General features: G+C 52.2%; 22 protein-coding genes. 9 read left to right on the forward strand and 13 right to left on the reverse strand.

Going from position 1 to position 24,317, the window contains the following annotated elements; translation table 11 throughout:
• The first annotated feature begins 130 nt into the window (after positions 1–130).
• Entirely contained in the window at positions 131–961 is an 831-nt protein-coding gene (locus R2103_RS00415) for an inositol monophosphatase family protein (RefSeq protein WP_090315146.1), read from the forward strand.
• On the opposite strand, the gene scpB is transcribed toward R2103_RS00415, so the two are convergent.
• Genes scpB through R2103_RS00445 form a run of 6 tightly spaced genes read right to left on the reverse strand, consistent with a single transcriptional unit; the run spans position 955 to position 5,814 of the window.
• Positions 955–1,590, reverse strand: a complete 636-nt coding sequence (gene scpB, locus R2103_RS00420; protein ID WP_317529621.1) for an SMC-Scp complex subunit ScpB — start codon at positions 1,588–1,590, stop codon at positions 955–957. The two genes, R2103_RS00415 and scpB, sit on opposite strands and share 7 nt — an antisense overlap.
• On the reverse strand, positions 1,565–2,368 hold the full coding sequence (locus tag R2103_RS00425; RefSeq protein ID WP_317529622.1) for a segregation and condensation protein A: 804 nt from the start codon (positions 2,366–2,368) through the stop codon (positions 1,565–1,567). Before R2103_RS00425 ends, scpB begins: the two co-directional genes overlap by 26 nt.
• 23 nt (positions 2,369–2,391) lie before the next feature.
• Complete coding sequence (locus R2103_RS00430) at positions 2,392–3,594, reverse strand: tryptophan--tRNA ligase (RefSeq protein WP_317529623.1); 1,203 nt, start codon at positions 3,592–3,594, stop codon at positions 2,392–2,394.
• Positions 3,595–3,620: 26 nt separating this feature from the next.
• Positions 3,621–4,286, reverse strand: a complete 666-nt coding sequence (locus tag R2103_RS00435) for a site-2 protease family protein (RefSeq protein ID WP_317529624.1) — start codon at positions 4,284–4,286, stop codon at positions 3,621–3,623.
• The gene (locus tag R2103_RS00440; protein ID WP_317529625.1) at positions 4,279–4,911 is read right to left on the reverse strand and encodes an L-threonylcarbamoyladenylate synthase; all 633 of its coding nucleotides are present in this window, start codon (positions 4,909–4,911) and stop codon (positions 4,279–4,281) included. The genes R2103_RS00435 and R2103_RS00440 overlap by 8 nt, the downstream gene beginning before the upstream one ends.
• Positions 4,912–4,953: 42 nt before the next feature.
• Entirely contained in the window at positions 4,954–5,814 is an 861-nt protein-coding gene (locus R2103_RS00445) for a 3',5'-nucleoside bisphosphate phosphatase (RefSeq protein WP_317529626.1), read from the reverse strand.
• A 133-nt stretch (positions 5,815–5,947) separates the two neighbouring features.
• On the opposite strand from R2103_RS00445, the gene R2103_RS00450 reads away from it, so the two are divergent.
• Together R2103_RS00450 and R2103_RS00455 are read left to right on the forward strand one after the other, a co-directional pair.
• Positions 5,948–7,165 carry an NnrS family protein gene (locus R2103_RS00450; RefSeq protein WP_317529627.1) on the forward strand — a complete coding sequence of 406 codons (1,218 nt, stop codon included), beginning with the start codon at positions 5,948–5,950 and terminating at the stop codon, positions 7,163–7,165.
• 59 nt (positions 7,166–7,224) lie between these two features.
• Entirely contained in the window at positions 7,225–7,725 is a 501-nt protein-coding gene (locus R2103_RS00455) for a hypothetical protein (protein ID WP_317529628.1), read from the forward strand.
• A 324-nt stretch (positions 7,726–8,049) separates the two neighbouring features.
• Here R2103_RS00455 and R2103_RS00460 read toward each other — a convergent pair whose 3' ends face one another.
• Positions 8,050–8,733, reverse strand: a complete 684-nt coding sequence (locus tag R2103_RS00460) for a PEP-CTERM sorting domain-containing protein (RefSeq protein ID WP_317529629.1) — start codon at positions 8,731–8,733, stop codon at positions 8,050–8,052.
• A gap of 119 nt (positions 8,734–8,852) precedes the next feature.
• Between R2103_RS00460 and R2103_RS00465 the strand changes: the two genes are divergently transcribed.
• Positions 8,853–9,392, forward strand: a complete 540-nt coding sequence (locus R2103_RS00465) for a histidine phosphatase family protein (protein ID WP_317529630.1) — start codon at positions 8,853–8,855, stop codon at positions 9,390–9,392.
• 13 nt (positions 9,393–9,405) lie between these two features.
• On the opposite strand, the gene R2103_RS00470 is transcribed toward R2103_RS00465, so the two are convergent.
• Positions 9,406–10,509 (reverse strand): SMP-30/gluconolactonase/LRE family protein, encoded by a 1,104-nt coding sequence (locus R2103_RS00470; RefSeq protein ID WP_317529631.1) that lies wholly within the window; start codon positions 10,507–10,509, stop codon positions 9,406–9,408.
• A 215-nt stretch (positions 10,510–10,724) separates the two neighbouring features.
• Here R2103_RS00470 and R2103_RS00475 point away from each other — a divergent pair, with 215 nt between their 5' ends.
• On the forward strand, positions 10,725–11,999 hold the full coding sequence (locus tag R2103_RS00475) for a prenyltransferase/squalene oxidase repeat-containing protein (RefSeq protein ID WP_317529632.1): 1,275 nt from the start codon (positions 10,725–10,727) through the stop codon (positions 11,997–11,999).
• A gap of 53 nt (positions 12,000–12,052) precedes the next feature.
• Entirely contained in the window at positions 12,053–12,721 is a 669-nt protein-coding gene (locus R2103_RS00480) for an HAD family phosphatase (protein WP_317529633.1), read from the forward strand.
• Between the two features lie 10 nt (positions 12,722–12,731).
• Here the strand turns inward: R2103_RS00480 and R2103_RS00485 are convergent, their stop codons facing one another.
• Complete coding sequence (locus R2103_RS00485; RefSeq protein WP_317529634.1) at positions 12,732–13,496, reverse strand: zinc-dependent peptidase; 765 nt, start codon at positions 13,494–13,496, stop codon at positions 12,732–12,734.
• 263 nt (positions 13,497–13,759) lie between these two features.
• Here R2103_RS00485 and R2103_RS00490 point away from each other — a divergent pair, with 263 nt between their 5' ends.
• Positions 13,760–13,954 carry an entry exclusion lipoprotein TrbK gene (locus R2103_RS00490; RefSeq protein WP_108698101.1) on the forward strand — a complete coding sequence of 65 codons (195 nt, stop codon included), beginning with the start codon at positions 13,760–13,762 and terminating at the stop codon, positions 13,952–13,954.
• A 224-nt stretch (positions 13,955–14,178) separates the two neighbouring features.
• On the forward strand, positions 14,179–16,965 hold the full coding sequence (locus R2103_RS00495; RefSeq protein ID WP_317529635.1) for a TIR domain-containing protein: 2,787 nt from the start codon (positions 14,179–14,181) through the stop codon (positions 16,963–16,965).
• Positions 16,966–16,994: 29 nt separating this feature from the next.
• Here the strand turns inward: R2103_RS00495 and R2103_RS00500 are convergent, their stop codons facing one another.
• The 4 genes from R2103_RS00500 to R2103_RS00515 all read right to left on the reverse strand — a co-directional run bounded on the left by R2103_RS00500 (position 16,995) and on the right by R2103_RS00515 (position 21,500).
• Entirely contained in the window at positions 16,995–18,698 is a 1,704-nt protein-coding gene (locus tag R2103_RS00500; protein WP_317529636.1) for an ABC transporter ATP-binding protein, read from the reverse strand.
• Positions 18,699–18,745: 47 nt separating this feature from the next.
• Entirely contained in the window at positions 18,746–19,438 is a 693-nt protein-coding gene (gene lolD, locus R2103_RS00505) for a lipoprotein-releasing ABC transporter ATP-binding protein LolD (RefSeq protein WP_317529637.1), read from the reverse strand.
• Complete coding sequence (locus R2103_RS00510) at positions 19,431–20,678, reverse strand: lipoprotein-releasing ABC transporter permease subunit (protein WP_317529638.1); 1,248 nt, start codon at positions 20,676–20,678, stop codon at positions 19,431–19,433. The genes lolD and R2103_RS00510 overlap by 8 nt, the downstream gene beginning before the upstream one ends.
• A 108-nt stretch (positions 20,679–20,786) precedes the next feature.
• Positions 20,787–21,500, reverse strand: a complete 714-nt coding sequence (locus R2103_RS00515; protein ID WP_317529639.1) for a Crp/Fnr family transcriptional regulator — start codon at positions 21,498–21,500, stop codon at positions 20,787–20,789.
• Positions 21,501–21,842: 342 nt separating this feature from the next.
• Between R2103_RS00515 and R2103_RS00520 the strand changes: the two genes are divergently transcribed.
• Positions 21,843–24,308 (forward strand): hypothetical protein, encoded by a 2,466-nt coding sequence (locus R2103_RS00520; RefSeq protein ID WP_317529640.1) that lies wholly within the window; start codon positions 21,843–21,845, stop codon positions 24,306–24,308.
• Positions 24,309–24,317 lie beyond the last annotated feature (9 nt).

The raw sequence follows: 24,317 nt of genomic DNA on the forward strand, positions 1-24,317 counted from the left end.
TTACATCCTGGTTTGTCATTCTGAAATGAATTCAATTTGTTTTATTAGGCAATCCGCGGCACTATAAAATCAAGCAAGTAAGTTCGATTCATAATAAAATCGCGCTTTTTGTAAAAGCTGAATCAACACTATGCATCCCATGCTGACCATCGCGGTGAAAGCCGCGCGCCGTGCCGGTAGTATTATCAATCAGGCATCGCAAAATCTGGATTTACTCAATGTATCGAAAAAATCGCACAGCGATTATGTCAGCGAGGTCGATGGCGCGGCTGAGGAAGCTATTATCAAGGTGCTGCAAACCGCTTATCCCGATCATGCGATTCTGGCGGAAGAAAGCGGGCACCGGGGCGATCAGAAGAATTCAGAATATCAGTGGATTATCGATCCTCTGGATGGCACGACCAATTTCTTGCACGGTTTTCCGAAGTACTCGGTTTCCATCGCACTCAAGCATAAAGGTGCATTGAGTCATGCCGTGGTTTACGATCCGACGAATAATGAATTATTTACCGCTAGCCGGGGATGCGGCGCCTTTCTGAACGATCGCCGCATTCGCGTCGCTAAACGCACCAAGCTGGATGATTGTCTGATCGGCACGGGCTTGCCGTTTCGTGATTTGACGCACATCGATGCGTATTTTGCCATGCTGAAAGACCTCGTGCCGCGTATCGCAGGAATCCGCCGTCCGGGTTCTGCTGCATTGGATTTGGCGTATGTCGCGTGCGGCCGCTACGATGGTTTCTGGGAAATCGGTTTGGCGCCGTGGGATATGGCGGCCGGATGTTTGTTGATTACTGAAGCGGGCGGGTTGGTCGGTGATCTGGAAGGCAATGAAACACAATTGGAAAGCGGTCAGATAATTGCCGGAAATCCCAAGATATTCGGGCACTTGCTGCAAGTGATCGCGCCGCATCTCACACCGGCGCTGATCGAAGTGCAGCGCGCGGCAAAATCTCAATGACCGGATGCTTCCGGTTGTTCCAACGGTAGATGCTCATTTTCGCTGCCGGATTCAAGCAAGGATTTCATTTCTTCCAGCGGAGGCAGTTCTTCAATCGAGCGCAGATTCAAGTCGTCGAGAAAATGCGCTGTAGTGGCAAATAGTTCCGGTTTTCCCGGCACATTGCGGTGTCCAACCGCTTCAATCCAGCCGCGTGCCACGAGTGTTTTGAGTATCGAGCTGGAAACACCGACACCCCGTATTTCTTCGATATCGCCACGCGTCACCGGCTGGCGGTAAGCGATGATCGCGAGTGTTTCCAGAATCGCACGGGAATAACGCGGTGCTTTTTGCGGCGTCAAGCGTTCCAAATACGGCTGCATCTCCGCTTTGGTCTGAAAGCGCCAGCCGCTGGCCACAGTGACCAGTTCTATGCCGCTATCGCGCCATTGTTCGCGGATTTCCTCCAATAAATTCGCCAAGACCGCAGCACTTAACTCGTTATTGAATAATTTCCGTAATTCGCTGACCGGTAAAGGCTCTTGTGTTGTAAGCAAGGCTACTTCCAGAATTTGCCTGGTTTTTGCAGGGCTGAGCGAATCCTGTACTTCAGGCTGACTATACTCAGGCGGCATTGATTGAACGGACATAAATCATTCCGCTATCGGGAGATTGAGAAATTTCCAGCAGCAACTCCTTGGCCAGTTCCAGAATGGCCAGGAAAGTGACGACGACTTCAGCGACGGTGGCCAGGGGGCTGAACAAGTCATAAAATTCAACCTGCTGCTCAAACCCGCGCAGATCGCGTAGCACTTGGCTCATATAAGCACGCACGGATAGGGTTTCGCGTTTGATGTGATGGTGGCGGTTGACTTTGGCGCGCGTCAGAATAGCCGCCCAGGCGTTACGTAAATCGTCCATATTGATATGGGGTAATTGCTCGGTTCGTTTTTGTTCTATCCACACTTGAATAATGCTGAAATCGCGCTCGGCTTGCGGTAATTGATTCAAGCGCAGCGCGGCTGTTTTCATTTGCTCGTACTCCAGCAAACGCCGCACCAGCTCGGCGCGCGGATCGTGTTCTTCTTCCACAGCCGTCTTGGGATTGGGCAGCAGCATGCGCGATTTAATTTCGATCAGCAGCGCGGTCATCAGCAGATATTCGGCCGCCAGCTCCAGTTGATCCACGCGCATCATTTCGACGTAAGTCATGTATTGCTGCGTGAGTTCGGCCATCGGAATATCGAGAATATTCAGATTGTGCTTGCGGATCAGATACAGCAGTAAGTCCAGCGGGCCTTGGAAGGTATCCAGAAAAACTTCCAGTGCATCCGGCGGAATATACAAATCCTGCGGGATTTCCAGCAGCGGTTCGCCGCAGATTCTAGCGACCGGCTGGGGTTCTGCAACATCAATAACCAGATTCACCGTTTCAATCAGTGGAAAACATATCAGGAATAACTGAGCCCCATCGCTTCGCGGATGTCGCGCATGGTCTCTTCCGCCAGCTTGTTGGCTTTTTCGCAGCCGTCCGCGATGATGTTACGCACCAGTGTCGGATCTTCTTCGTATTTTTTGATGCGCTCGTACATCGGAGCTTGTTCCGCGAGAATTTTGTCAATCACCGGGGTTTTACAATCCAGGCAGCCGATTTCGGCGTTCTTGCATCCTCGCTGCACCCATTCGCGGGTTTTGTCATCGGAATACACCAGGTGGAATTGCCATACCGGGCATTTGGCGGGATCGCCCGGATCGCTGCGCCGCACGCGCGCCGGATCGGTCGGCATGGTGCGGACTTTTTTGCGAATGCTTTCCGGGTCTTCGCGCAGACTGATGGTGTTGTTATACGACTTGGACATTTTTTGCCCATCCAGTCCCGGCATTCTGGAAGCTTCGGTCAGCAATGTTTCCGGCTCGGCCAGAATCATTTTGCCGCCGCCTTCCAGGTAGCCGAATAAGCGTTCGCGGTCACCCAAGCTCAAATTCTGTTGTTCGTTCAGCAACGAACGCGCTTCTTCCAATGCATTTTCATCGCCCTGTTCCTGATACAGCGTGCGCAACTCGGTGTACAGTTTGGATTTCTTCGATCCCAGTTTTTTGATCGCCGCTTCGGCTTTTTCTTCAAACCCCGGTTCCTTGCCGTAAATGTGGTTGAAGCGGCGTGCGATTTCACGCGTGAATTCAAGATGCGGTGCTTGATCTTCACCGACCGGAACCCGGTTGGCGCGGTAAATCAGAATATCGGCGCTTTGCAGCAAGGGATAACCGAGAAAACCATAGGTGCTGAGATCTTTTTCGGATAACTTCTCTTGCTGATCTTTGTAGGTAGGCACGCGTTCCAGCCAACCCAGCGGTGTCATCATCGACAGCAACAAATACAGCTCGGCATGTGCAGGGACTTTGGATTGAATGAATAAAATCGCCTGCGATGGATCAACACCCGCAGCCAGCCAGTCGATTACCATGTCCCAGACATTCTGCTCGATGATTTCCGGCGTGTCGTAATGCGTTGTCAAGGCATGCCAATCGGCGACAAAAAACAGGCATTCGTATTGCTGTTGCAACTTCACCCAATTTTTTAATACACCGTGATAATGTCCTAAATGCAGGCTGCCGGTAGGGCGCATACCTGATAAAACGCGATCAGCAAACATGTTGAAATCCTAAATGTAAAGCGTTGTTAAATATATAACCCAAAAATGGATACGATGATGATTTTAACCCAGAGAATAACCGGTCCGATCACGGTACTCAAAATACCGCTGAATAACAATACCAGCAATATCATAAAGCCGTAAGGCTCAATCCGGGAAAATTGGTAAGCCAGTCGGTACGGCAGCAGACTCATGGCCATGCGGCCGCCATCCAAAGGTGGCAACGGCAGCAGATTAAGCACCATCAGGACGATGTTGATTTCGATTCCCGCGATACCCATCAAAGCCAACGGTTTGGCAAAGCTGCTCTCGGGCATGGCAAGCGCCAGTTTGATCATCAGCGCCCAGAAAAACGCCATCAACAGATTGGCGCCGGGCCCGGCGGCGGCGACCCACAGCATATCGTGCTTCGGGTGGCGCAAATTGGCGAAATTAACCGGTACCGGCTTGGCCCAGCCAAATAAAAATCCCGCGCCGACAGTCAGCTTGCTGAGAACAAATAACGACAGCGGTACTATGATCGTGCCGACAGGATCGATGTGCCGCGCTGGGTTAAGGCTGATGCGACCGGCGTTAAAAGCCGTGAGATCGCCGAATTTTTTGGCGATATAGCCGTGTGCCGCTTCATGCATGGTGATGGCCAGAATGACCGGCAAGGCATAAATGGCAATGCCTTGAATAATCTCATCCATGCTCGATTCCAAACGGCTCGAGGCTGCCTTTACCGGGCCGGATCAATTCCGGCACCGCGGTCGTCAGATCGATCACCGTGGTCATGTCGATACCGCAGGAACCGGCGTCCATCACCAGTTCAACCTGATGCTCCAGGCGTTCGCGGATTTCTTCCGCATCGTTCAGCGGCAACTCGTCTCCCGGCAATATCAAGGTGGAACTGAGCAACGGCTCGCCGAGTTCTTCCAGCAGCGCCAGCACCACCGGATGATCGGGAATACGCAGGCCGATGGTGTTGCGTTTCGGGTGTTGCATGCGGCGAGGTACTTCGCGCGTTGCTTGCAAAATAAACGTGTAGCTGCCAGGCGTTGTGGCTTTGAGCAGGCGGTATTGGCTGTTGTCGACTTTGGCGTAGGTGGCGATTTCCGCTAGGTTGCGGCATACCAATGTGAAATGATGCCGCTCATCCACTTCCCGGATGGCGCGAATGCGCGTCATCGCTTCTTTATCGCCGAGGTGGCAACCCAAGGCGTAGCAAGAATCAGTCGGATACACGATGATTCCGCCGCTGCGCACGATGGCAACCGCTTGCTTGATCAAGCGCAAATGCGGGGTATCGGTGTGAATGGAGAAAAATTGGGCCACAGTGAAACGGTATCGGGATTATTTGAATTTCACATCAAAACATCAATACGCAAGCTCGGCTGCGGCCGTATTTTTCCAATGCTGCCAGACCGGAGTGCAACCGGATGGGAATTCAGGTAACTGCCCGAGATCGAAATGGCTTTCCCCCGGCCCGTGAAAGTCCGAACCGCACGATGCCAGCAGATTTCTGTCCTTGGCGTGCTGGGCAAACCGCTGTGCTTGCTCCAAGGTATGGCTGGACGTAACGACTTCGAGGCCTGATCCACCGAGTGCGCAAAATTCGTCGAGCAAATCGCTGAGCACATTTTTGCCCAGATCGTAGCGGCCCGGATGTGCAATCACGGCATGGCCGCCGCTGCCGCAAATCCAGCTGACCGCATCGCTGAGCGTGGCCCATTCGTGCGGCGCATACCCCGGTTTACCTTTAACCAGATATTTTTTAAATACCGACTTAACATCCTTGGCGTAGCCTTGCTCAACCAGAAAACGCGCAAAGTGCGTACGTCCGATCAACCGGCGCACGCCGACATAAGCATATGCGCCTTCCAGGCTGCCGTGGATGCCGATTTTTGCCAGCTCCGCGGCAATATTCTCGGCGCGTTGGGTGCGTCCGGCGCGAACAGCGGTCAAACCTTCAACCAGTGGTGCATAACCCGGATCAATATCCAGCCCGACGATATGCAAAGTGCGGCCGCGCCAGCTGACGGATATTTCCACGCCGTTTATAAATGTGATACTTTTCGTTTCGGCGGTCTGACGCGCTTCCGCGAGTCCGGCGATATCGTCGTGATCGGTCAACGCCAGCGTTTCGACGCCACGCAAGGCGGCGCGCTCAACCAGTTGAGCGGGTGATAACACACCATCGGAAATGGTGGAGTGACAATGCAAATCAATATTGAGCATGTAAATTCGTTGCGCAATGCAGGACACGCATGATAGCAAATAACCCGATTGAAGAGAAATAATTGTATTGGATAATGAAAGAGATAGTTAGATCCATGATAGAAAAACCATTTTGCAAGGACTCCCAATGACTATGCTACAAACTGTTCGCGATCATCTTGCCGCTGCACCGCATCGCAGCCTCTTTTTGGCAGGCGCGCTGCAAGGCGTGCTGACGGTATTATGGTGGATATTCGACCTGACCGGACGTTACGGCATCGCCGGATCGATGACCGCTTGGAGCATCGTCCCGACCTGGGCGCACGCATTCCTGATGATTTATGGTTTTTTCCCGTTTTTTATTTTCGGCTTCCTGTTCACCACGTATCCCAACTGGATGAACGGTGAAAAAGTAAAACCGCAAGAATATGTCGCCACGTGCGCATTGATGGCGGCGGGCGTGGTGCTGTTTTATGCGGGTCTGGCGACGCACAAAGTCATCAGTATCACCGGCGTGGAATTGATGCTGGCCGGATGGAGCATCGCCGTTTACGTGCTGTTTCGCATCCTGCTCACGACACCGGCGCAAGATAAGCGCCATGCCAGAGTTACCAGCGTCGCGCTGCTGATGGGCTGGCTCGGCGTGGCGGCGTATTTGGTCTGGCTGGTGACCGGCGCCGCACTGGCGCTCGATTGCGCGCGCGTTGCCGGAATCTGGTTTTTTCTGCTGCCAATTGTACTGACCGTTTCGCATCGCATGATCCCATTTTTCTCCAGCCGCGTGCTCGACAATTACGAAATGGTGCGGCCGTTCTGGATGCTGTGGCTGATGCTCGGCTGCATTGCCGCGCACGGTTTGCTGCAATGCTTTGAGTTAACAGCTTATCTGTGGCTCGCCGACTTCCCGCTGGCTGGGTGCGCGCTGTATTTGTCGTACCGCTGGGGATTGCAGCGCAGCTTTAAAGTGAGTTTGCTGGCGGTATTGCACATCTCGTTCGCTTGGTTCGGTGTGGCGATGCTGCTGTACGCTGTGCAAAGCCTGGTGTATTTCGCCTCCGGCAACCTGATTTTGGGCCTTGCTCCGCTGCACGCCATCGGCATCGGTTTCTTCTCCGGCATGATCCTCGCGATGGCCTCGCGCGTCACCCTTGGCCACTCCGGACGGCCACTGGAACTCGACCGCTTCACTTGGTTACTGTTTTTGGGCTTCCAAGCAACCGCCGTAATCCGGATTCTGGCCGACCTCATCCCGGCGATTGCGCCGATGTTCTATGTGCTGGCCGCACTGGTTTGGCTAACGTGCTTTGGGTTATGGGCGGTTAAGTTTGCGCCGATTTATTGGCGTGCTAGGGTGGATGGGAAGGCGGGGTAATATCAAGACATTTACTGGTTTATGGTTGTATTTTTCTACAAAAATTTTACGGAGCAGGCATGATTAATATATTTAATGGAAGTAACAAGCAGAAACTCATGCAATCAGAGATAGCAGTACAAAGATATGCATCTGTTAATGCTTATATGGCGTATGAAGGGCAGATTTATTGGACGCGTGCACAATTCTTCTTGGCAGCAAATGCGCTTTTAATCGGTTTTGCTCTTCCTATTTTGCCTACACTCATTGATAAACAAACATTGTACCGAATAATAATCGTATCTGGAGCATCATTGGCTGGATTGATTCTTACATGGCTTTGGCAACGATCGCTGAAAGCGGGTGAGTATTGGCTTAATCATTGGCGGTCTGAACTTAGAAAATTAGAAGAAGATGCATATGGCGATCTTCTTTTGCATCGAGAATTTCCACCGGAGTCAGGTAGAGTGAGTGCAACGAAAATTGCCCACCACACTACATGGCTATTTTATGGTGTTTGGGGATTAGTGATAATCTATTTGTCATACTTTGCGTTTAAGTTATCGCAAAAAATTTGTTGAAGAGGTAGCAGCACAAACATTTAAAAAGACAGGCGGATTAATATCCGAATATCCGGCAGAGATCTCGTAGCAATTCAAAAAAGAGCCATGGAAAAAGGTATGTCGTATCAAACCTTAATCGCCAGTATTTTCACAAATATGCTTCTGGAAGCTTACATGACGCTACCGCCAACAAGGTTGCGAATTCAAATGGCTAAAAGGCCGTAACGGGGGCGTGTCTTACAATCTGTACTCAGCTAAGCGGGGTTATCCCGTTCAAGAAAATTGATTCGATTCGCTGACCCCGCGCTAAGCTGCGAGGTCAGTATATTTAACGCTACAGAATCAACTGATTTTGTTGCGGCGCACATTCCAGCCGAGTACTGCCATACCAGCCAGCAAGAGCGCGTAGGTGGAAGGTTCCGGTATCGGTGAAATGGAAATCGCATCGAGGTCGAATCCTTGGCTGGCGCCCAATACGTCAAGGCCGCCGATGCCAACTTTGGTAAATGCCGTAGCTCCCAGTCCGGCCAGGATACCCGCATAACCGGATAGATCCAGCGTGATTACGCCGGATGCATTGGTGGTAACAGTCGGTTGTATATTGCCGCCATTGTCAGTCCAGAGAAATAGCTGTGCACTTTCGGCGTTATCTCCAGTTTCCCAGATTTTAAGTATGTTGTTGGCGCTAAAATTAGCGCCGAAGCCTACTTCAATATAAGCGCCGGTGAAAGCTGTACCCGAAACACCAGGCTCGCCCGGCAGCGATAAAAACCGATCGTCGGGTGCTCCCAATACCGAGCTGCGCGCTTCTGCTTCTGTCAAAACAACTGGAAAGCCGCCTGACAGAGAGCCGCCATAAAATTCCCCTGGAAAACTGCCGCCGACACTACCCCGAAGCAATGTGTCCGTGGTGCTACCAAAAGTTTCTGCCGCTGCTGACACTGGGGATAGCGCGATAGCGCCGAGAGATAGTGCAACTAAAGAAGAATGGAAATATTGCTTAACTTGATTGATTGAGCCCATCATCTTACTCCTTTGTTGTGAAAAATCATTTAACTGCATATTCCATACTACTCTCTATTAGGATAGAGATAAAATGTTTTATGTGAGTGTCATTAATGATATAAATTTTTTGTAGACGCTGTATGAATTTTTACTGCATGCGCCACGGGCGCACAAATTACAATGACTTGGGTTTGTGTAACGATGATCCCAACCGGAATGTGTATTTGACGGAAACCGGTATCGCGCAAGCGCAGTCGGTGGGGCATGAGCTGCGCGATGCGGCGTTTGAGCGCATCCTCGTTTCACCCTTGCCGCGTACGCGCCAGACGGCGGAAATCGTCAATCGCTATCATGCCGTGCTAATTGAAGTGCACGCGGATCTTGCGGATATCCGTTCGGGGTTCGAGAGCCAACCGGTGCCGGATTATTTTGCCGCGATTAGTCACGATCCGCTGCGGGCGCGCGTGAACGGCGGCGAGTCGTTGCTGGATCATAAGCAGCGCGTGCTGCGCTTTATCGATTGGCTAAAAGTGCAGCCGGATGAGACATTGCTGGTGGTTGCGCACGAAGAAACGCTGCGGGTATTTGCCGCCTATTTTGAGGGCGGCATTGCGGATGCGCAGTTGCGCGACATCCACATCGGTAACTGCGAGTACCGTCGCTATGTTTTAGCGCGCTGATTTTAAGTTTCTTCTATTCTTCGCGCGCCAGCCAACCGAGTCCTTTGGCATGCAGGCTTTGGATGTACAGCCGCTCGGGCGTTTCGGTCACAGCGGTGGTTTCTGGATAGGTTCCTGCGGGATCTTGCAGATCGGCGGTTACGGTGCCCTCTTCGTTAAATGCGATTACGTGGCCATAAGCTTTGGGGACCGGCCACAATGCGCGCGGCAAACGCAGCGTGATTTTGCGCAGCAACGGCTTATCGCTCATGGCGTCGATGACCGGGTTGCGCGGTTTGGCGAAGCCGAGCCAGAGCCTGCCGTCAAGGCCGCGCATCAGGTTGTCCGGGTAGCCGGGCAGATTGTCGAGCAGCACGGCAGCTTGCGGCGAACCTTGCGTAACATCGAGATCGTTGGCGGTTACGGTGATTTTCCACACGCGATACCGGCCCGTTTCGTTGACGAACAGCGTTTGTTCATCCTGCGAGAGCGCGATTCCGTTGGCGAAACTTAGTCCCCTGGCTACGATGCGCGCTGTTTTGCTGGCAGGATCATATTCCAGAACGCGTCCGGTGGACGATTGCTCCATGATGTCGAGAATGCTGGCGGTGAAGGTGCCGCCCCAGTCTTTGGGCGCAAAGCGTGATGAAGCATCGGTGAAGTAGATTTTGCCGTCGGCCGCGACCGTCACGGCGTTGGCATAGCGGATTGGATCACCGCTTACTTGATCAGCCAGAGCTGTGATGGCACGATCCGGCCCGATGGATAGCAAACCTTTGATCGCATCGGCTGCGATCAGGTTACCGGTAGCATCGAAATCGAAGCCGAGCACGCGTCCGCCGGTATTGACGAATATTTCCTGCGCGGTGCCATCGGAATTCATGCGCAGAATGTTGCCGCTGGCCATCGCGGCGTAGAGTTTGCCGTCACGCGACAGCGCAGCGTGCTCCGGCCCGGTTTCATTGCCCAGATCGATTAATTGGATACCAGCAAGCTTGTTGTTTACCGTATGTACTCCGGTATAACCCGGCGCAACAGGCGCTTGCCAGCTCACCGGTTCTACCGGTACTGGCCATAAGCTGAGGTATGCAGCCAGCGCCAGCATGGCGATGATAAGTGTCCAACCGGTTTTTTTCATATTCCACCGTGAGTCCAGAAGATTCAGTGAGCGTGCGCAAACCGTTATTTTGTCATTTCATAGCATTTTCTGTAAAAATTATCGCCCGCGTGATCTACTTCCCAGCATCCGCACATCCTGCCATACTGCAAATTGATGGGTTGGCATCATTCCGGCAATAACTTCATGCGTGCGCCCGGATATACCGGGGGTTAAGAAATTGAAAGGGGAATTCCATGACTCGGATCACTGAAATTATCAATCATGCGGGCCGGTGGCTGGAACAGCAGCAAGATAAAGAATCCAGAGGATGGGGCGAACGGCGCGGCGGTCATGTTAATGTGCTGAATACCGCCGAGGCGATGATCGCGCTGATCGACAGCGGTGTCTGTCATGCCGGTACCGGCTCGATCCGCGGCGCGGCCGATTTCTTGCTGAAGCATCAGACATTGGATGGCCAAGATGCCGGTTCATGGCCACGGGAATTAACCACGGATGACGGTAAAACCATCGATATTCCGGATTTGGTGCGCACGGCCTATGCGATTCAGGCGCTGATCAAGGCAGGCAAGGGAATCGACGAGCACCCGGTACGCATGGCATTGGTTTGGCTGCTTGGCCGCAGAAATGAAAACACCAAAGGCTGGAGTTATGCCCGGGGTAAACCCGATGCGCTGATGCCCACGTGTTTTGCGCTGAACGCTTTGCTCGATGCTTACGATGCTTACCCTGGTGCTTATCAGACGCAGATTCAGGAGAGCCTGCAACATCTGGTGGAGGCTTACTACCACGACGGCGGGGATGAAGTGCGCGGCTCATTCGGCGCGCCAGGGCCATTGCAAGGCATTCACACCATTCATGCCGCGCTGGTATTGCAAATTGCCCGTAACAATAACTTGAGCCGGTATCCGGAGCAGGAGAAACAAGCGGTCGAATGGCTGCTGCGCAATCCCGATAAAGCCATCCGCTTGCGGGAAGAATGGGTGGAGATAGACCAAAACCAGGTTACGGATGGTCAAACCGGCGGTTATGGGTTCATGGTGATGGCCGATACCTTATTGATGAAGCTGTTGCTGGGATCGGAAAGCATCGACGACAAAAAGAGCGCATTGGCGCAAGAAGCCATGCATAGCCTCAAAGACAAGATCGATGAAAGCACCGGCGCTTTTTACGGACCGCGGTTATTTTCCTGGGCCACGGCAAAAGCATTGTCGGCTTTGGCGGTGATGCAGAAACACGCCGGTGCTGAATATCCCGATCTCCCCGCGCGGACGCCCGAATCCCGTGCCGGATCCGGCGGCTTGAAAACCGGTCCTGTCATTATCGGGCTTGTAACGCTGCTGTCAGGGTTGGGCTTTTATTTGATGCTCAACGATAAATTCGGCTTGCTCGAATTCAGCTTCTTTGTCGTGATGATGCTGGCGGCGCTGCTGGCATACGGCGCCATCGGCGAGAAAACCTTCAGCGAGCTATTCAGCAACGTCGGCGGTTTATTAAAAAAGGGTAAATAGAAAACCAACGATGAGCTGCGCTGCATGAACGATTGTAATGTGAGAACGATGCCATGATTGATACCATCATTTTCGATGCGGAAGGCATAGTCATTGATACCGAAGCGATTTGGGACAAGGGGCAGGCAATTTTTCTGCAGCGCCGGGGCTTTGTCTATGACCGGGAACGGATCAAACCGTTGCTCACCGGCCGCACGCTGGCCGAAGGTGTGGAAGTCATGAAGCAAGCGTACCATTTTGAGGGTGATACCGAAGCTTTGGCGCACGAGCGCGCGGATATCGTGCGCGAACTTTTTATTCATGAAACGGCTTTTATCGAAGGCTTCCTGCCATTCTACGAGTCCGTGCGCAGCCGCTACAAAACCTGCGTCGCAACGGCGATGGATCAGGAACTGTTGAAACTCGTCGATCGGCACCTCAATCTTTCGGCGTTGTTTGAAAACAGAATCTATACGCTCGACAAAGTCGGCTACCGCTCCAAACCGAATCCGGATATTTTTTTGTACGCCGCGCAGCAGCTTGGTTCTGCGCCGGAAAATTGCGTCGTCATCGAAGATGCGCCGCATGGGATTGACGCCGCAAAAAGCGCCGGGATGCGCTGTATTGCGATCACCACCACTTATGATCCGGAAAAATTGCGAAAAGCCGATGTCGTCGTCCATGCCTACGCGGAAATTGACCTTGCCGCCGTGGATCAATACGCATCGATACCCATGAAATAAACGCGCTGCATCAACGCCAGCGTTTTGCCGGGTCTTGGCGGTAAAACAGCGCGAGCTGCTCGTAAACGGAAGGAAAATGTTCCTGCGTCACGAGCGGCAGTTCAAAAAAAACTTCGCTCAGCACCGCGAAAAACTCCGCCGGACTTTCCGCCGCATACGGATCGATGACGGTTTCCTGCTGCCGGTCAACCTGGCGGCAGAATTTCTTGTAGGCCGTGCTGAATACTTCATGCCAGGTATACGCGCTCATATTGGCGTGCAATTCCGGGCAACCGTTGGGGCCCTCGTACAACATATCGATCTTGTGCGCAAATTCATGGATCACCACGTTTTCCCCCACGTGCGAGGCCGGTTCCGCTGCATCTTGCCAGGAAAGAATCACCGGCCCGTCAGACCAAGCCTCACCCGATGCCGCGTGCTGCACATGGTGCACGATGCCGAATTCATCCTCGTAGTCGTAATCCAGCATGAATTCGCCGGGATACACGATAATCTGGCTCCAGTTGCGGTAGTAATCCAAGTCCAGATTGAGAATCAGGATGCACGCCTGCAACGCAATCGTGGCACGCATTTCGTCGGTGATTTCCAATTCATGCGCGCCGTAAAATTTCTTGTCGTGCAGAAATAACGTGGCGCACTCGCGCAAGCGCAGCAGTTCCTCGGGGTTGAGTCCTTTCAAACAGCGCAGATGGATCAGTTTTTGCCAGACGGCATCGGCAATGCCCTCGTGCTGAAGGATCCGGTTACGGTGCCAATTCGTTAAGCTCCACGACATGCGAATAATCTCCGGGAAACTGCCTTGAACTTGTGCTTATGCCTTCGGACGGGTTGTATAAAAGCGGTCTAGCGAGGATGAAAATAATACCTTCTTTTGTTCCGTTTTGCCTGAAATGGACACGGAGAAATACTAAGACCATGAGAATTCAGGTAGAATTGCACTGTTAGGTTCGTGTGGCAGGGCCAACGCCAAACGATTGAGAAATCGGATATAACCATCAAGCCATAGTGTATTTTTAGATTTTTAGAGGAAGACTGTAAATGAATTTTAAATTTAGCATCGTTTGTATTATTGGCCTGAGTATCGCCCTGATCGGTTGCGGCGGAGTTCCCGAAGCAAGTTCGGAAAATTGTTCAGGAAGAGGAATGGAATCATCGCTGACAGCATTCAAGAACGACGAAGCTGCACGCGAAGCCTTTATCGCTAAATGCGATGAACTGAAAAAAGCAAAATAAGCATACGGCTGGAAATTCAAACCCGGCTCCGGGGATGGTTTCTAGCGTTTTGGAAGAAACTGGAAGTCGATGTCACTTCCAGCGAACGGCGAATTGGAAGCATATGCTTCGTTCGCCGTTTTTGTTTTGGAATTGTACGTGGGTGAGCTCATGATTTGATTGACCGACAATACGGTTGATACACGGTATTATGCTTGTGTAAATCATTCCTCCAAAATTTGTTCATGACTACCAAACGTTTCCTAGTTGCATTGTCTTTTCCCGGAGAGCATCGGAATTTTGTTTCACAGGTAGCGGATGTATTAGCGGAGTCGCTGGGGAAAGATAAAGTTTTCTATGATCAGTGGTACACAGCAGAACTGGCACAGCCGGACATGGATACGCTATTACAGTCGTTTTATCACAAGCATGCCGAGCTCGTTGTGCCATTCCTATGTGCAGATTATGAACGTAAAAAATGGTGCGGGCTGGAATGGCGGGCAATCAGGGATCTGATTAAGCAGCGGCAAAGTAAGGATATTATGCCGATGCGTTTTGACAGTGCGGAAATTACTGGTTTTTATTCCATTGACGGTTATGTCGATCTAAATGATCTTGCACCACAACGTGCCGCAGAAATGATTCTCGAACGGTTAAGGTTGAATCAAGTTGCTATACCAAAACAGCCTACCAAAATTTATTCCAATCGCTTGCCCACCGTCGAAGGTGAATTCTTCGGGCGCGAAACCGAACTGAGACTGCTCGACGAAGCATGGAAAGGTGACGGTACGCGCATCATTCAGTTCATTGCACCCGGCGGTACAGGTAAGACCAAGCTGCTGCGGCATTGGTTGGATCATACGGATAACATCGACGCACTGATCGCCTGGTCGTTTTATTCGCAAGGGTCGAGCGAAGACAAGCAAGTTTCCGCCTCGCCGTTTTTCAGTCATGCATTTGAGATGCTTGGTTCGACTCGCTCTTTATCTTCATTTACAACCGAAGAAGACAAGGGTGACTATCTGGCGAGCTTGCTGCGGCAGCAGCAGCGTTTCGTGCTGGTGCTGGATGGATTGGAGCCGTTGCAGCATGCGGGTAAAGGCATGCGCAATGAACTCAAGGACCGGGCAATGCGGCGATTGCTGCTGAGCCTCGCCGGACGCAACAACGGCCTGTGCATTATTACTACGCGTGTTGCTGTGCATGAACTGAACAATCGTACTCACGTTAAAGTCCACGATCTGCAAAACCTTGCTGTTGCCGATGGCGTGAAGTTGCTGCAATCACTGGGTGTGCAAGGCAACGGCAAAGAACTGGAAAAAGCGGTGAGGGAGTATGGCTGTCATGCACTAGCGCTTCACTTGCTCGGGAGCGCGCTTCATACCTATCTGGATGACGATGTGCGCAAGCGTGACACATTGACTGAACTGATCGGCGATTACGATGATTTGGAGCGCCACGCCTTTAAAGTAATGCAGGCTTATAGTAATTGGCTGGATGGCACGCCCGAGCTCAAATTGTTACTGTTGCTGGGATTATTCGACCACCCGATTGAAACCGAAGTGCTGCAAGTACTGTGGCAAGCACAGATTCCAGGTTTGACGGCAAACATCGACGAAAAAGCCTGGAAAGTTGCCATTCGTGACCTGCGGGAAAAGCACCGCTTGCTATCCATGCACGAAAATCGCGCCGATCTGCTCGACTGCCATCCGCTGATTCGAGAATACTTTGGAAAACAATTACGGGAGGGGCAACCCGATGCCTGGCGGCAGGCGCATAGCCGGTTGTACGAATATTACAAAGTGCTGCCGCAAAAACTGTTTGGTAAGGAGTCACCTGACACGCTGGAAGAAATGCAACCGTTGTTCAGCGCTGTGGCGCATGGCTGCGCGGCGGGGTTGCATCAGCAGGCGCTGAATGAAGTTTACTGGCCATGTGTACGACGTGAATCTGATGCTTACATTGTCAAGAAACTTGGGGCATTCGGCGATGACTTAGCTACTGTGGTGCATTTTTTCACTACGCCGTGGCACACTCCCGCTGTGGATATGGTGGATGATGAGCAAGCTGCCTTATTAGGTTGGGTCGGTTTCGATTTATGCGGCCTAGGTCGTTTAAGTGAGGCGCTGGAACCGATGCAGGCAAGTATAAATACCCGAGTTCAGCAAAAAGAATGGATATCCGCTACCATCAACGCTATCAATCTCAGTAATGCGCAGCTTGCTCTTGGAAATGTGTTGGCAGCACTCAATACCAGCCGCCACAGTGTAGATTATGCTGACCGATCTGGGGATTTATTTCAACGCATGGGAGCTCGTATCATTCGCGCCAATGCTTTGCTTCAGGCTTGGGAAATTGCATCGGCCTTTGAGTTATTTAAGGAGGGGGAACAGATTCAGCAGGAGAGACAGCCCCAGTATCCGCGTCTGTATTCACTACAAGGCTTCCATTATTGTGATTTCCTGCTAGCACAGAGCGAGACGAAGGACGTGATAGGGCGTGCGCAATATGCTCTCAAACTTTCTAAATCTGCTGATGGTAAAGGTGGAATGAGCTTGCAGGACATTGCTCTGGATCAACTGATCCTCGGACGTGCATATGGGCAACAGGGGGATTTCTTGCGAGCCACTCGCTGGCTCGATGATGCTGTTGATGGTTTGCGCTCGACTGGAATGCAAGAATTCATACCTCTTGGCCTGCTCGCCCGCGCCGCCCTGTATCGCGATGCCCGCAACCCCAATCACGATTTCGCCCGAGCCCGTCAGGATTTGCAGGAAGTGTACGATATCGCCGAACCGAGCGGTATGCGGCTGCATTTGACCGATTATCATCTGGAAATGGCGCGGTTGCTGATTGCGGAGCGAGAGAGTCCTCCTCGAGTTCCCTTGGAAAAAGGTGAGCCGGAAGGGATTTCATTGCAACAGCATGTGGCAGAAGCAGCCAGGCTGATCGAAGAAACCGGCTATAAGCGGCGCTTACCCGAGCTACAGGAGTTGCAACATAAGCTATCGACCATTTCAGAGCTTCCCTAGCGTTCCTGTTAAGACCGCGCGGAGTCTGATTACACCTGCACTTCTTGCGACAACGCTTCCGCTTCGCCGTTGGAGAGCATGAACACGCGGTCGGCGGCGTTGATGACGGCCGGTTGGTGTGAGACCGCGATGATCGTTAAATCCTTGGCTAAATTTTGCAGTGTTTCGCAGATGGTGCGTTCGCTTTCCGGATCGAGCGCGCTGGTGGGTTCGTCCAGAATCAGGAATGATGGGCTATGCGCCAGCGCCCGGGCAATTGCAATCCGCTGGCGTTGACCACCGGAGAGCAATCCGCCGCGTTCACCGACTACGGTCAACATGCCATCCGGCAGCACACTGACAAAATCCCAGGCACCGGCCTGGCGCAGTGCACGCTCGGCATCGTCGGCGGTGAGCGTGGGTTCGCCGACCAGAATGTTATTCAGTATGGTGTCGTGCAACAAAATGGTGTCTTGCGAGACGTAACCGATCATGTGACGCCATTGGCGAAGATTGATGTCATGCAGCGGGATTCCATCGATTTGGACTTCGCCGGATTGCGGTTCAGTCAAGCCGCACAGTAAATCCAGCAGTGTACTTTTGCCGGTGCCGGAAGGTCCCATGACGGCGGTGAAGGTATTGACCGGTATTTCGATGTTCAAATCCCGGAATATTACTTTGCGATCATAGTTGAAGCGTACGTGGTGCAGCGTCACACCTTTTTGCAGCGTGGGTTGCAGTGTTCCGGTCGCTCTCTCGGCGGCTGCGCGCGCGCCCTCGGCGGCTTTGCGCAATGCCCAGTAGGCGCTTTCTTGCGCCGCCAGTTGCTGGTGCCGGCGCTGTGTTTTGTTCAACAAGCCCAGAATACGCGTCAGCAAAAATACCATCAGCATGACTTCCGGCAGCGACAACTCCCATACCACCAGGGCAAGATACAAGCCGCTGGCAGTCAAAGCGGCCAGAATAGGCTCTTGCAGCGCGTTTAACGCTTCCCGGTTCATTACCTCGCGGCGAGTGGCTTTTTCCAGTTGCTGCGTTTGTTCGCGCAAAATGGCGTCGGCCACGTTATCGCGCGCCATCGCTTTAAGTGATTTTACCGAACTCAGCACATCCGACAGGTAGGCGAGCAAATCGCGCAACAAATGGGTCTGCTTCGTACCGGCGCGGCGCGTGGCGCTGACCAAGCTGTTGAGCACAAACAACAGGAAGGAACCGATAATCAGCGAGGCAAGCGTCGCTTCCCATGAAATGAACAGTGCGACGACGGCGTACACCAGCACCTGCACCATGAGTGACAGCACATTGACGCTGTGTTCGAAACCGTTCGCGGCGCGGTAAGCTTCCGAAGCGATGGAATTGGCGAGCGAACCAACCGGCTGGCGCAGATAATATTGCCAGCGGCTGGCCAGTAAGGCTTCGATCAGATCCAGGCGCAATGCGGTAGCGACATGCGCAACGGTATAACCGACTTGGCGATTGGCCAGCAGCAGCACCAATCCCTTGAAAAACATGCCACCGACGATGATGATCAGAATGGTATCCAGCGTCGGATTGATGCCGATATCTTGCAGCGCTTTTTCCATGAACTTACCGATGCCGGAATCGTTCGATCCACTATCGCCGACGGCGATCGATATTAAAGGCAATAATGCAGTCAGGCTCAGTCCTTCGGCAATACCGGCGATCAACAGCGCAACGAGCACAAAGGCACTACGCTGGGGGAAAACCATAATGTACGTAAATAATGTACGCATAAGCCGGTTATAAAAATAAATCGAAAATCATGGGTTTTTTTACGTGATTATGATGCATCGGGCAGGTCGCATAAAACGCCGTCGATCAATTGCTGGATGCGCTGAGCGCGATTGGCCAGGCGCGTGTCGTGCGTGACGATGACCAGACTGGCATTGATTTTATGATTCAGCTCCAGCATCAGATCAAATACGTGTTCAGCCGTCTGCCGATCCAAATTGCCGGTCGGTTCATCTGCCAGAATACAAGCCGGTTGCGTCACCAATGCGCGTGCTACGGCGGCACGCTGCCGTTCACCACCGGACAACTCACCGGGAGTGTGTGTCAGACGATGGCTCAAGCCGACCAGTTTCAGCATATCGGCGGCGCGGTCATACGCTTCTTTGTTCGGCAGGCGGCGGATCAGCAGCGGCATGGCGACATTTTCCAGCGCGCTGAATTCCGGCAGCAAATGATGAAACTGATAAATGAAACCGAGCGAACCGTTACGCAGGCGGCAGCGTTGTTCTTCGCCAATGTGGGCGATGTCTTGCCCGAGAATCCGGATATCGCCGCTACTCGGCGCATCCAATCCACCGAGCACATGCAACAGCGTGCTTTTACCCGAGCCTGACGCGCCGACGATGGCCAGCATCTCGCCCTTGTGCAGATCCAGGTTGACACCTTTCAGTACCGGTACCGCCAGATCACCTTGCGAAAACTGCTTAACCAGGTTGCGGCAGGAGATGACCACATCATTCATAGCGCAATGCCTCCGCCGGGTTTACTTTGGACGCGCGGTAGCTGGGGTAAATCGTGGCCAGCAAACTCAAGATAAACGACGTTGTAGCAACGGTGGTGATATCCGCCATTTGCGGATCGGTTGGGATCTTGCTGATGTAATAAATTTCGCGCGACAGGAATTGCACGTTGAATAGGCTCTCAATGAATGACACTACTTCACCGACATTGTAGGCCAGCAGCATGCCGCCGGTCACGCCGAGTATCGTGCCGAAAACGCCGATGAACGTTCCCTGCACGATGAAAATTTTCATGATGCTGCGCGGGCTGGCGCCGAGTGTGCGCAGAATCGCGATATCGGATTCTTTATCGGTCACGGCCATCACCAAGGTCGAGACGATATTGAACGCCGCAACCGCGATGATTAACGCCAGAATCAGCGACAGCATGCGTTTTTCGATCTGGATGGCGCGGAAGTAATTGGCGTGTTGTTTGGTCCAGTCGCTGATATGACTGTCGACGCTCAGCAGCGCGGGCAGTTCTTGCACGACTTTGGGCGCTAGAAATAGGTCGGTCAGTTTTAAACGCACGCCGGATACATTGTCGTTTTCCATGCGATACAGCTTTTGCGCATCGAACATATGAATCAAGACCAGACCTGAATCGTATTCAAAATGCCCCACATCGAAGATACCGACGACGGTGAATTGCTTCAGCCTGGGTAAAATGCCTGCGGGGGTGACTTGGCCTTGCGGGGAAATCAAAACAATTTTGTCGCCGACGAATGTCCCCATCATGCGTGCCAGTTCCATGCCGATGACGATGCCAAATTCTCCCGGCGCCAGATTGTCCAGTGCGCCGCTGATCATCGAATCGGAGAAATCAGCCACCTTATCTTCCATCGAAGGCAAAATGCCGCGCACGATCACGCCTTGAACCACTTGGTTATGCGACAGCATGCCCTGTGCGCTGACATACGGCGCGGCGGCTTCGACGGCAGGATGTTTTGCTGCTTCTTGCGCGATTTGCTGCCAGTGGCTCAAATTGCCATACGGACTGCCGATCTGCACATGCGACGCGACACCCAGAATGCGTGTGCGCACTTCTTTCTGAAAGCCGTTCATGACCGACATGACGGTGATCAGCGCCGTCATTCCCAATGTAATGCCCATCAGGGAAATCAGTGAAATAAACGAGATGAAGTGGTTGCGTTTTTTGGCGCGCGTATAGCGCAATCCAATGAAAAGCTCGTAGGGAGACACGAATTAAATTACCCGTAATAAGTTCAACTGCGAAGTTTGCCACATTTAAGCAAAACTTAACAAATAATCGGGCATCGTACGCCGGGAAAGTTACAACAGTGCAGGCAGTTAGAAACTGCCGCGAGCCTCATTGACCATTTGAGTCAGCTTGGCGATATCGAGCACATGTAAATCATGTCCTTGGCGCAGGATGAGGTTGCTTCTGACGAGATTGTTCAGTTCACGCGAGACCGCTTCACGGTGAGTGCTGACCAAATTGGCGATTTCGGTTTGCGTCGGCGACGGTGAGATGACTGCAACATTCGTTGAAGTCATGTGATTTCTTGCCAGGCGCAGCAATTCCGATTGAATGCGGTTACGTACCGCCAATGTGCTGTAATCGTACACACGTTCGGTCAGGCGGCGGACCTGTCCGGTCAAACGTTTCAATATGGTTTCCGCGATCAGCCGGTTGGAATACACCAGATCTTTGAAATCCAGCGCCGGCATCGATGCCAGCAATGTGCTGGTTCTGGCGATGGCCGTGGCGGAGCGGGGGTGGCCGTCGATGGCCGTCAGCTCGCCAAACATTTCGCCGGTGGGCAAATCGCACAGGATCACTTCCTGCCCGGACAGGCTGTGATACATCACGCGGATTTCACCCTGGACAATGAAAAATGCGCTATTGGTGTGATCGTGATAGCGCACGATTTCATTTCCTTCGTCATAGCGGTGCCATTGGCAAGCGGCTGCGACCATTTCAATGTCCTTGGGCGGCAGATGTTGAAACTCTCTAATAACTGACAACATGGCCGTAGCGCGGTCGATCGGTATATTCCGCATGCTCATCCTTTCCCGGTTTTCTAAAAAGTCTTTGTCCATTTTCAGATTTTAAACAACTCTTCTATCCCCTGATAGGGGTGATGATATATCAAAATAGAATAAGGTAAAAAGACTTCTTATTTGACTGGAAAAAAAACAGAAAAGCCTTGGAAAGCAATGAAAAAGATCATTGCTATCGACAAAACACTTAGGATTTGTTGATAATGATCAATGTTCATTTGCATAATCACAAAAGTTTTTGCAAAGATTGGTAAGATGAAATTGTAGTTTGATGAGTTTGTTGTCAATGTAGATGCATGCCGTTCAGTCTCACTTAACTAGCAAATAGTAAGGGGAAGATCCATGACAGCTTTTCTGAACAGTAGCAATTTCACAACGGGTTCCAGTGATGAACAGCAATCACTGGCTCAGGCATTAAGCGATATTCTGAAAAACGAGTATCACGGCAGTTTCTTCGTGCTGCTGGCTGAGTACCAGCGCATCCTGGCGGATAACCATCAGCGTCAGCGCTGGCCGGAAATCCATAAAAAGCTCGATACTTTATTTAAGTGCGGCAGTGCGGAAGTTATCAGCGGACCGATGATCGGTATTCCCGTTTCCATTCGCGACAGCGATTATTTCAAGGAATCGGCCCAGTTGATCGGCAAGGAAAGATCCATGATGGCCACCATCGAATGGATGGCCACCGCCTGGAATGCAACGTATGCCGACACCGGTTTGTGGATGGGAAAAACCTTTGAGCCGGTATCGCGCGAAACGGTGGCGGCAAAAACCCGCAACGATGCAAAAACAATGAGCGGTTATGATCCGGCCACTGTGCGCATCGGACGCAATTTTTTCCGTGAACCGCCCGATCCCAATGCGCTGCAAGCGATCGGATTGCCAGCGCTGACGCAATTATGGAAGTTGAAAGACCGGCCGATGCGTCCCGATGTGCGCGGATTTGACTGCCAGCTGCTGACGGAAAATCTGGCTAAGGAGAAAGCCATTCCGTACAGTAAAACCGGCGGCTATTTTCTTTGCAATATGGGCACTTCCGTGGTTCCGGAAATGAATGGTAAAGCTGTGTACCAGCTCAATTACCGCTGGCCTGACCTCGGTCCGGTGTACCCCATGACGCGCTTGATCGATGAAATCGTTCGCATCGACGACGGTATTTATTTGGGTCAATTGGTGTTCGCCACGCAGCATTACAGCTTGGGAGTCTTGGTTTTGCCGAATGGCCATGTCGTATCGATCGGCGATAACTACCCGTACTGCTCGATGATCGACAATATCAAACGAATTTTCCCCATGGGCTGGATGGATGAAAAAGATCCGTACGGCTATCAGAACAACGGGTTTTTCCTGATGATCGATCCGGCTTATGCCAAGGCATTTTATGCGGACGATGCATTTCCGCAATTGCGCCCGCGCCCGGGTGAAACCGGTTTCAACGAGCTGGGGTATGCGCAAACGGCATCCATTGCGTGCGTGTCCGAGGGTGAGAAAGCCGCAGCGGCGGGAGTGCAGCACTGGCCGGAAATCACCGATTGGGTTGATGGTTGGAAACAGAATGAAGCGCTGAAGCGTAAATTCACCACTTTTATTCTGGAAGAATCGACCAAGGGCGCGGAAGATGGCGATGTGACCCAATTGCTGCGCGAGGGCGAGTCGATTTTGCAAATGCTGCAACGCATCAGCGCGGAAATTTCCGCGCAGAGCAATCCGCAAGACAATCTGAAACATTTCGAGAAACTCAATCGCCTGTTCCGCCGGGGCGTCGCGCCAACGGTGGAAAATGGCTTATTTCAGGGACAAGGCGCGCGTGGCTACAACATCCGCATCGACAGCGATGAAACGGCGGATTGGTACGGTGAAACAACACGCACGGCCGGTTTCGATTATTACCACGGCGCAACGCTCAACCTGCATTGCGGCTTTGCTGAAACCTTCTGTCCTGATCCCAACGCCAAGCCGGACGATGAATATCTTTTCCCCGGCCGTCTTGCAAGCGATCTGGCGCTGGGACACAGTACACCCAACGTGCTCAACCTGATTTGGCACAGTATCGGCAAGTATATTTTTCCGTGGGCGGGAAAGTCCTACGAAAAAATATCCGGGCGGAAACTAAGCATGTTGCTCGACGAAAGCGATGATCTGGCCGAGCGCTATCCCGAGCGTGTGCATGCGTTGAAAACACATCTTGCCAGCGCCCCGCATTACACGCTGGTGGAAAAAAATAAAGCGCACTTTTGGGGTGCGGAAGGTGTGTATGCCCAGCATTTGAAAAGCGGCGCTTGGGATCGCGGTATGTCCGGTGAAGACAAGGCATTTTGGGAAAATGAGGCGGCTGCGCATTGGGTGGATGGCCACAATATTCAGGGCAAACGTGTCATTGCGGCGGATCCGCTGATGCGGATTATCGATATGAATTACCGGATTCCGGATGCAGCGCTGCAAGCCGCATCGGCGGCTGGGCCGTCGCCGTTTGCGCGGCAAGGCTACATTTTTCTCGGTGTGGACGATCGGGAATCAATTTTACCGATGAATAATGGCGGCGGAAAAAAGAAAAAGGTATTTCAGTTTCACTACCGCTTTCCAATGATCGGCGGGCCGGTTCCGATCGGTTTTTGTCTCGATGAAATTGTTGAGATCGCCGATGGCCTTTATCTGGGGCAATTGATTTATTCCACGGCATTGGATAAGCCATTCCATTCGTCCGTCGATCCTGCCGAGTATCGATATCAGCTGTTTGGCTATTTTTTGCTGCTCGATGACGCATGGCAGTATCACAGGCTGGCGATAGGATTGGATACATTGAGTTAATCAACGCGG

Origin of the sequence: Nitrosomonas sp. Is24 (assembly GCF_033063335.1) — a bacterium.
In the GTDB taxonomy this organism is placed as follows: Bacteria; Pseudomonadota; Gammaproteobacteria; order Burkholderiales; family Nitrosomonadaceae; genus Nitrosomonas.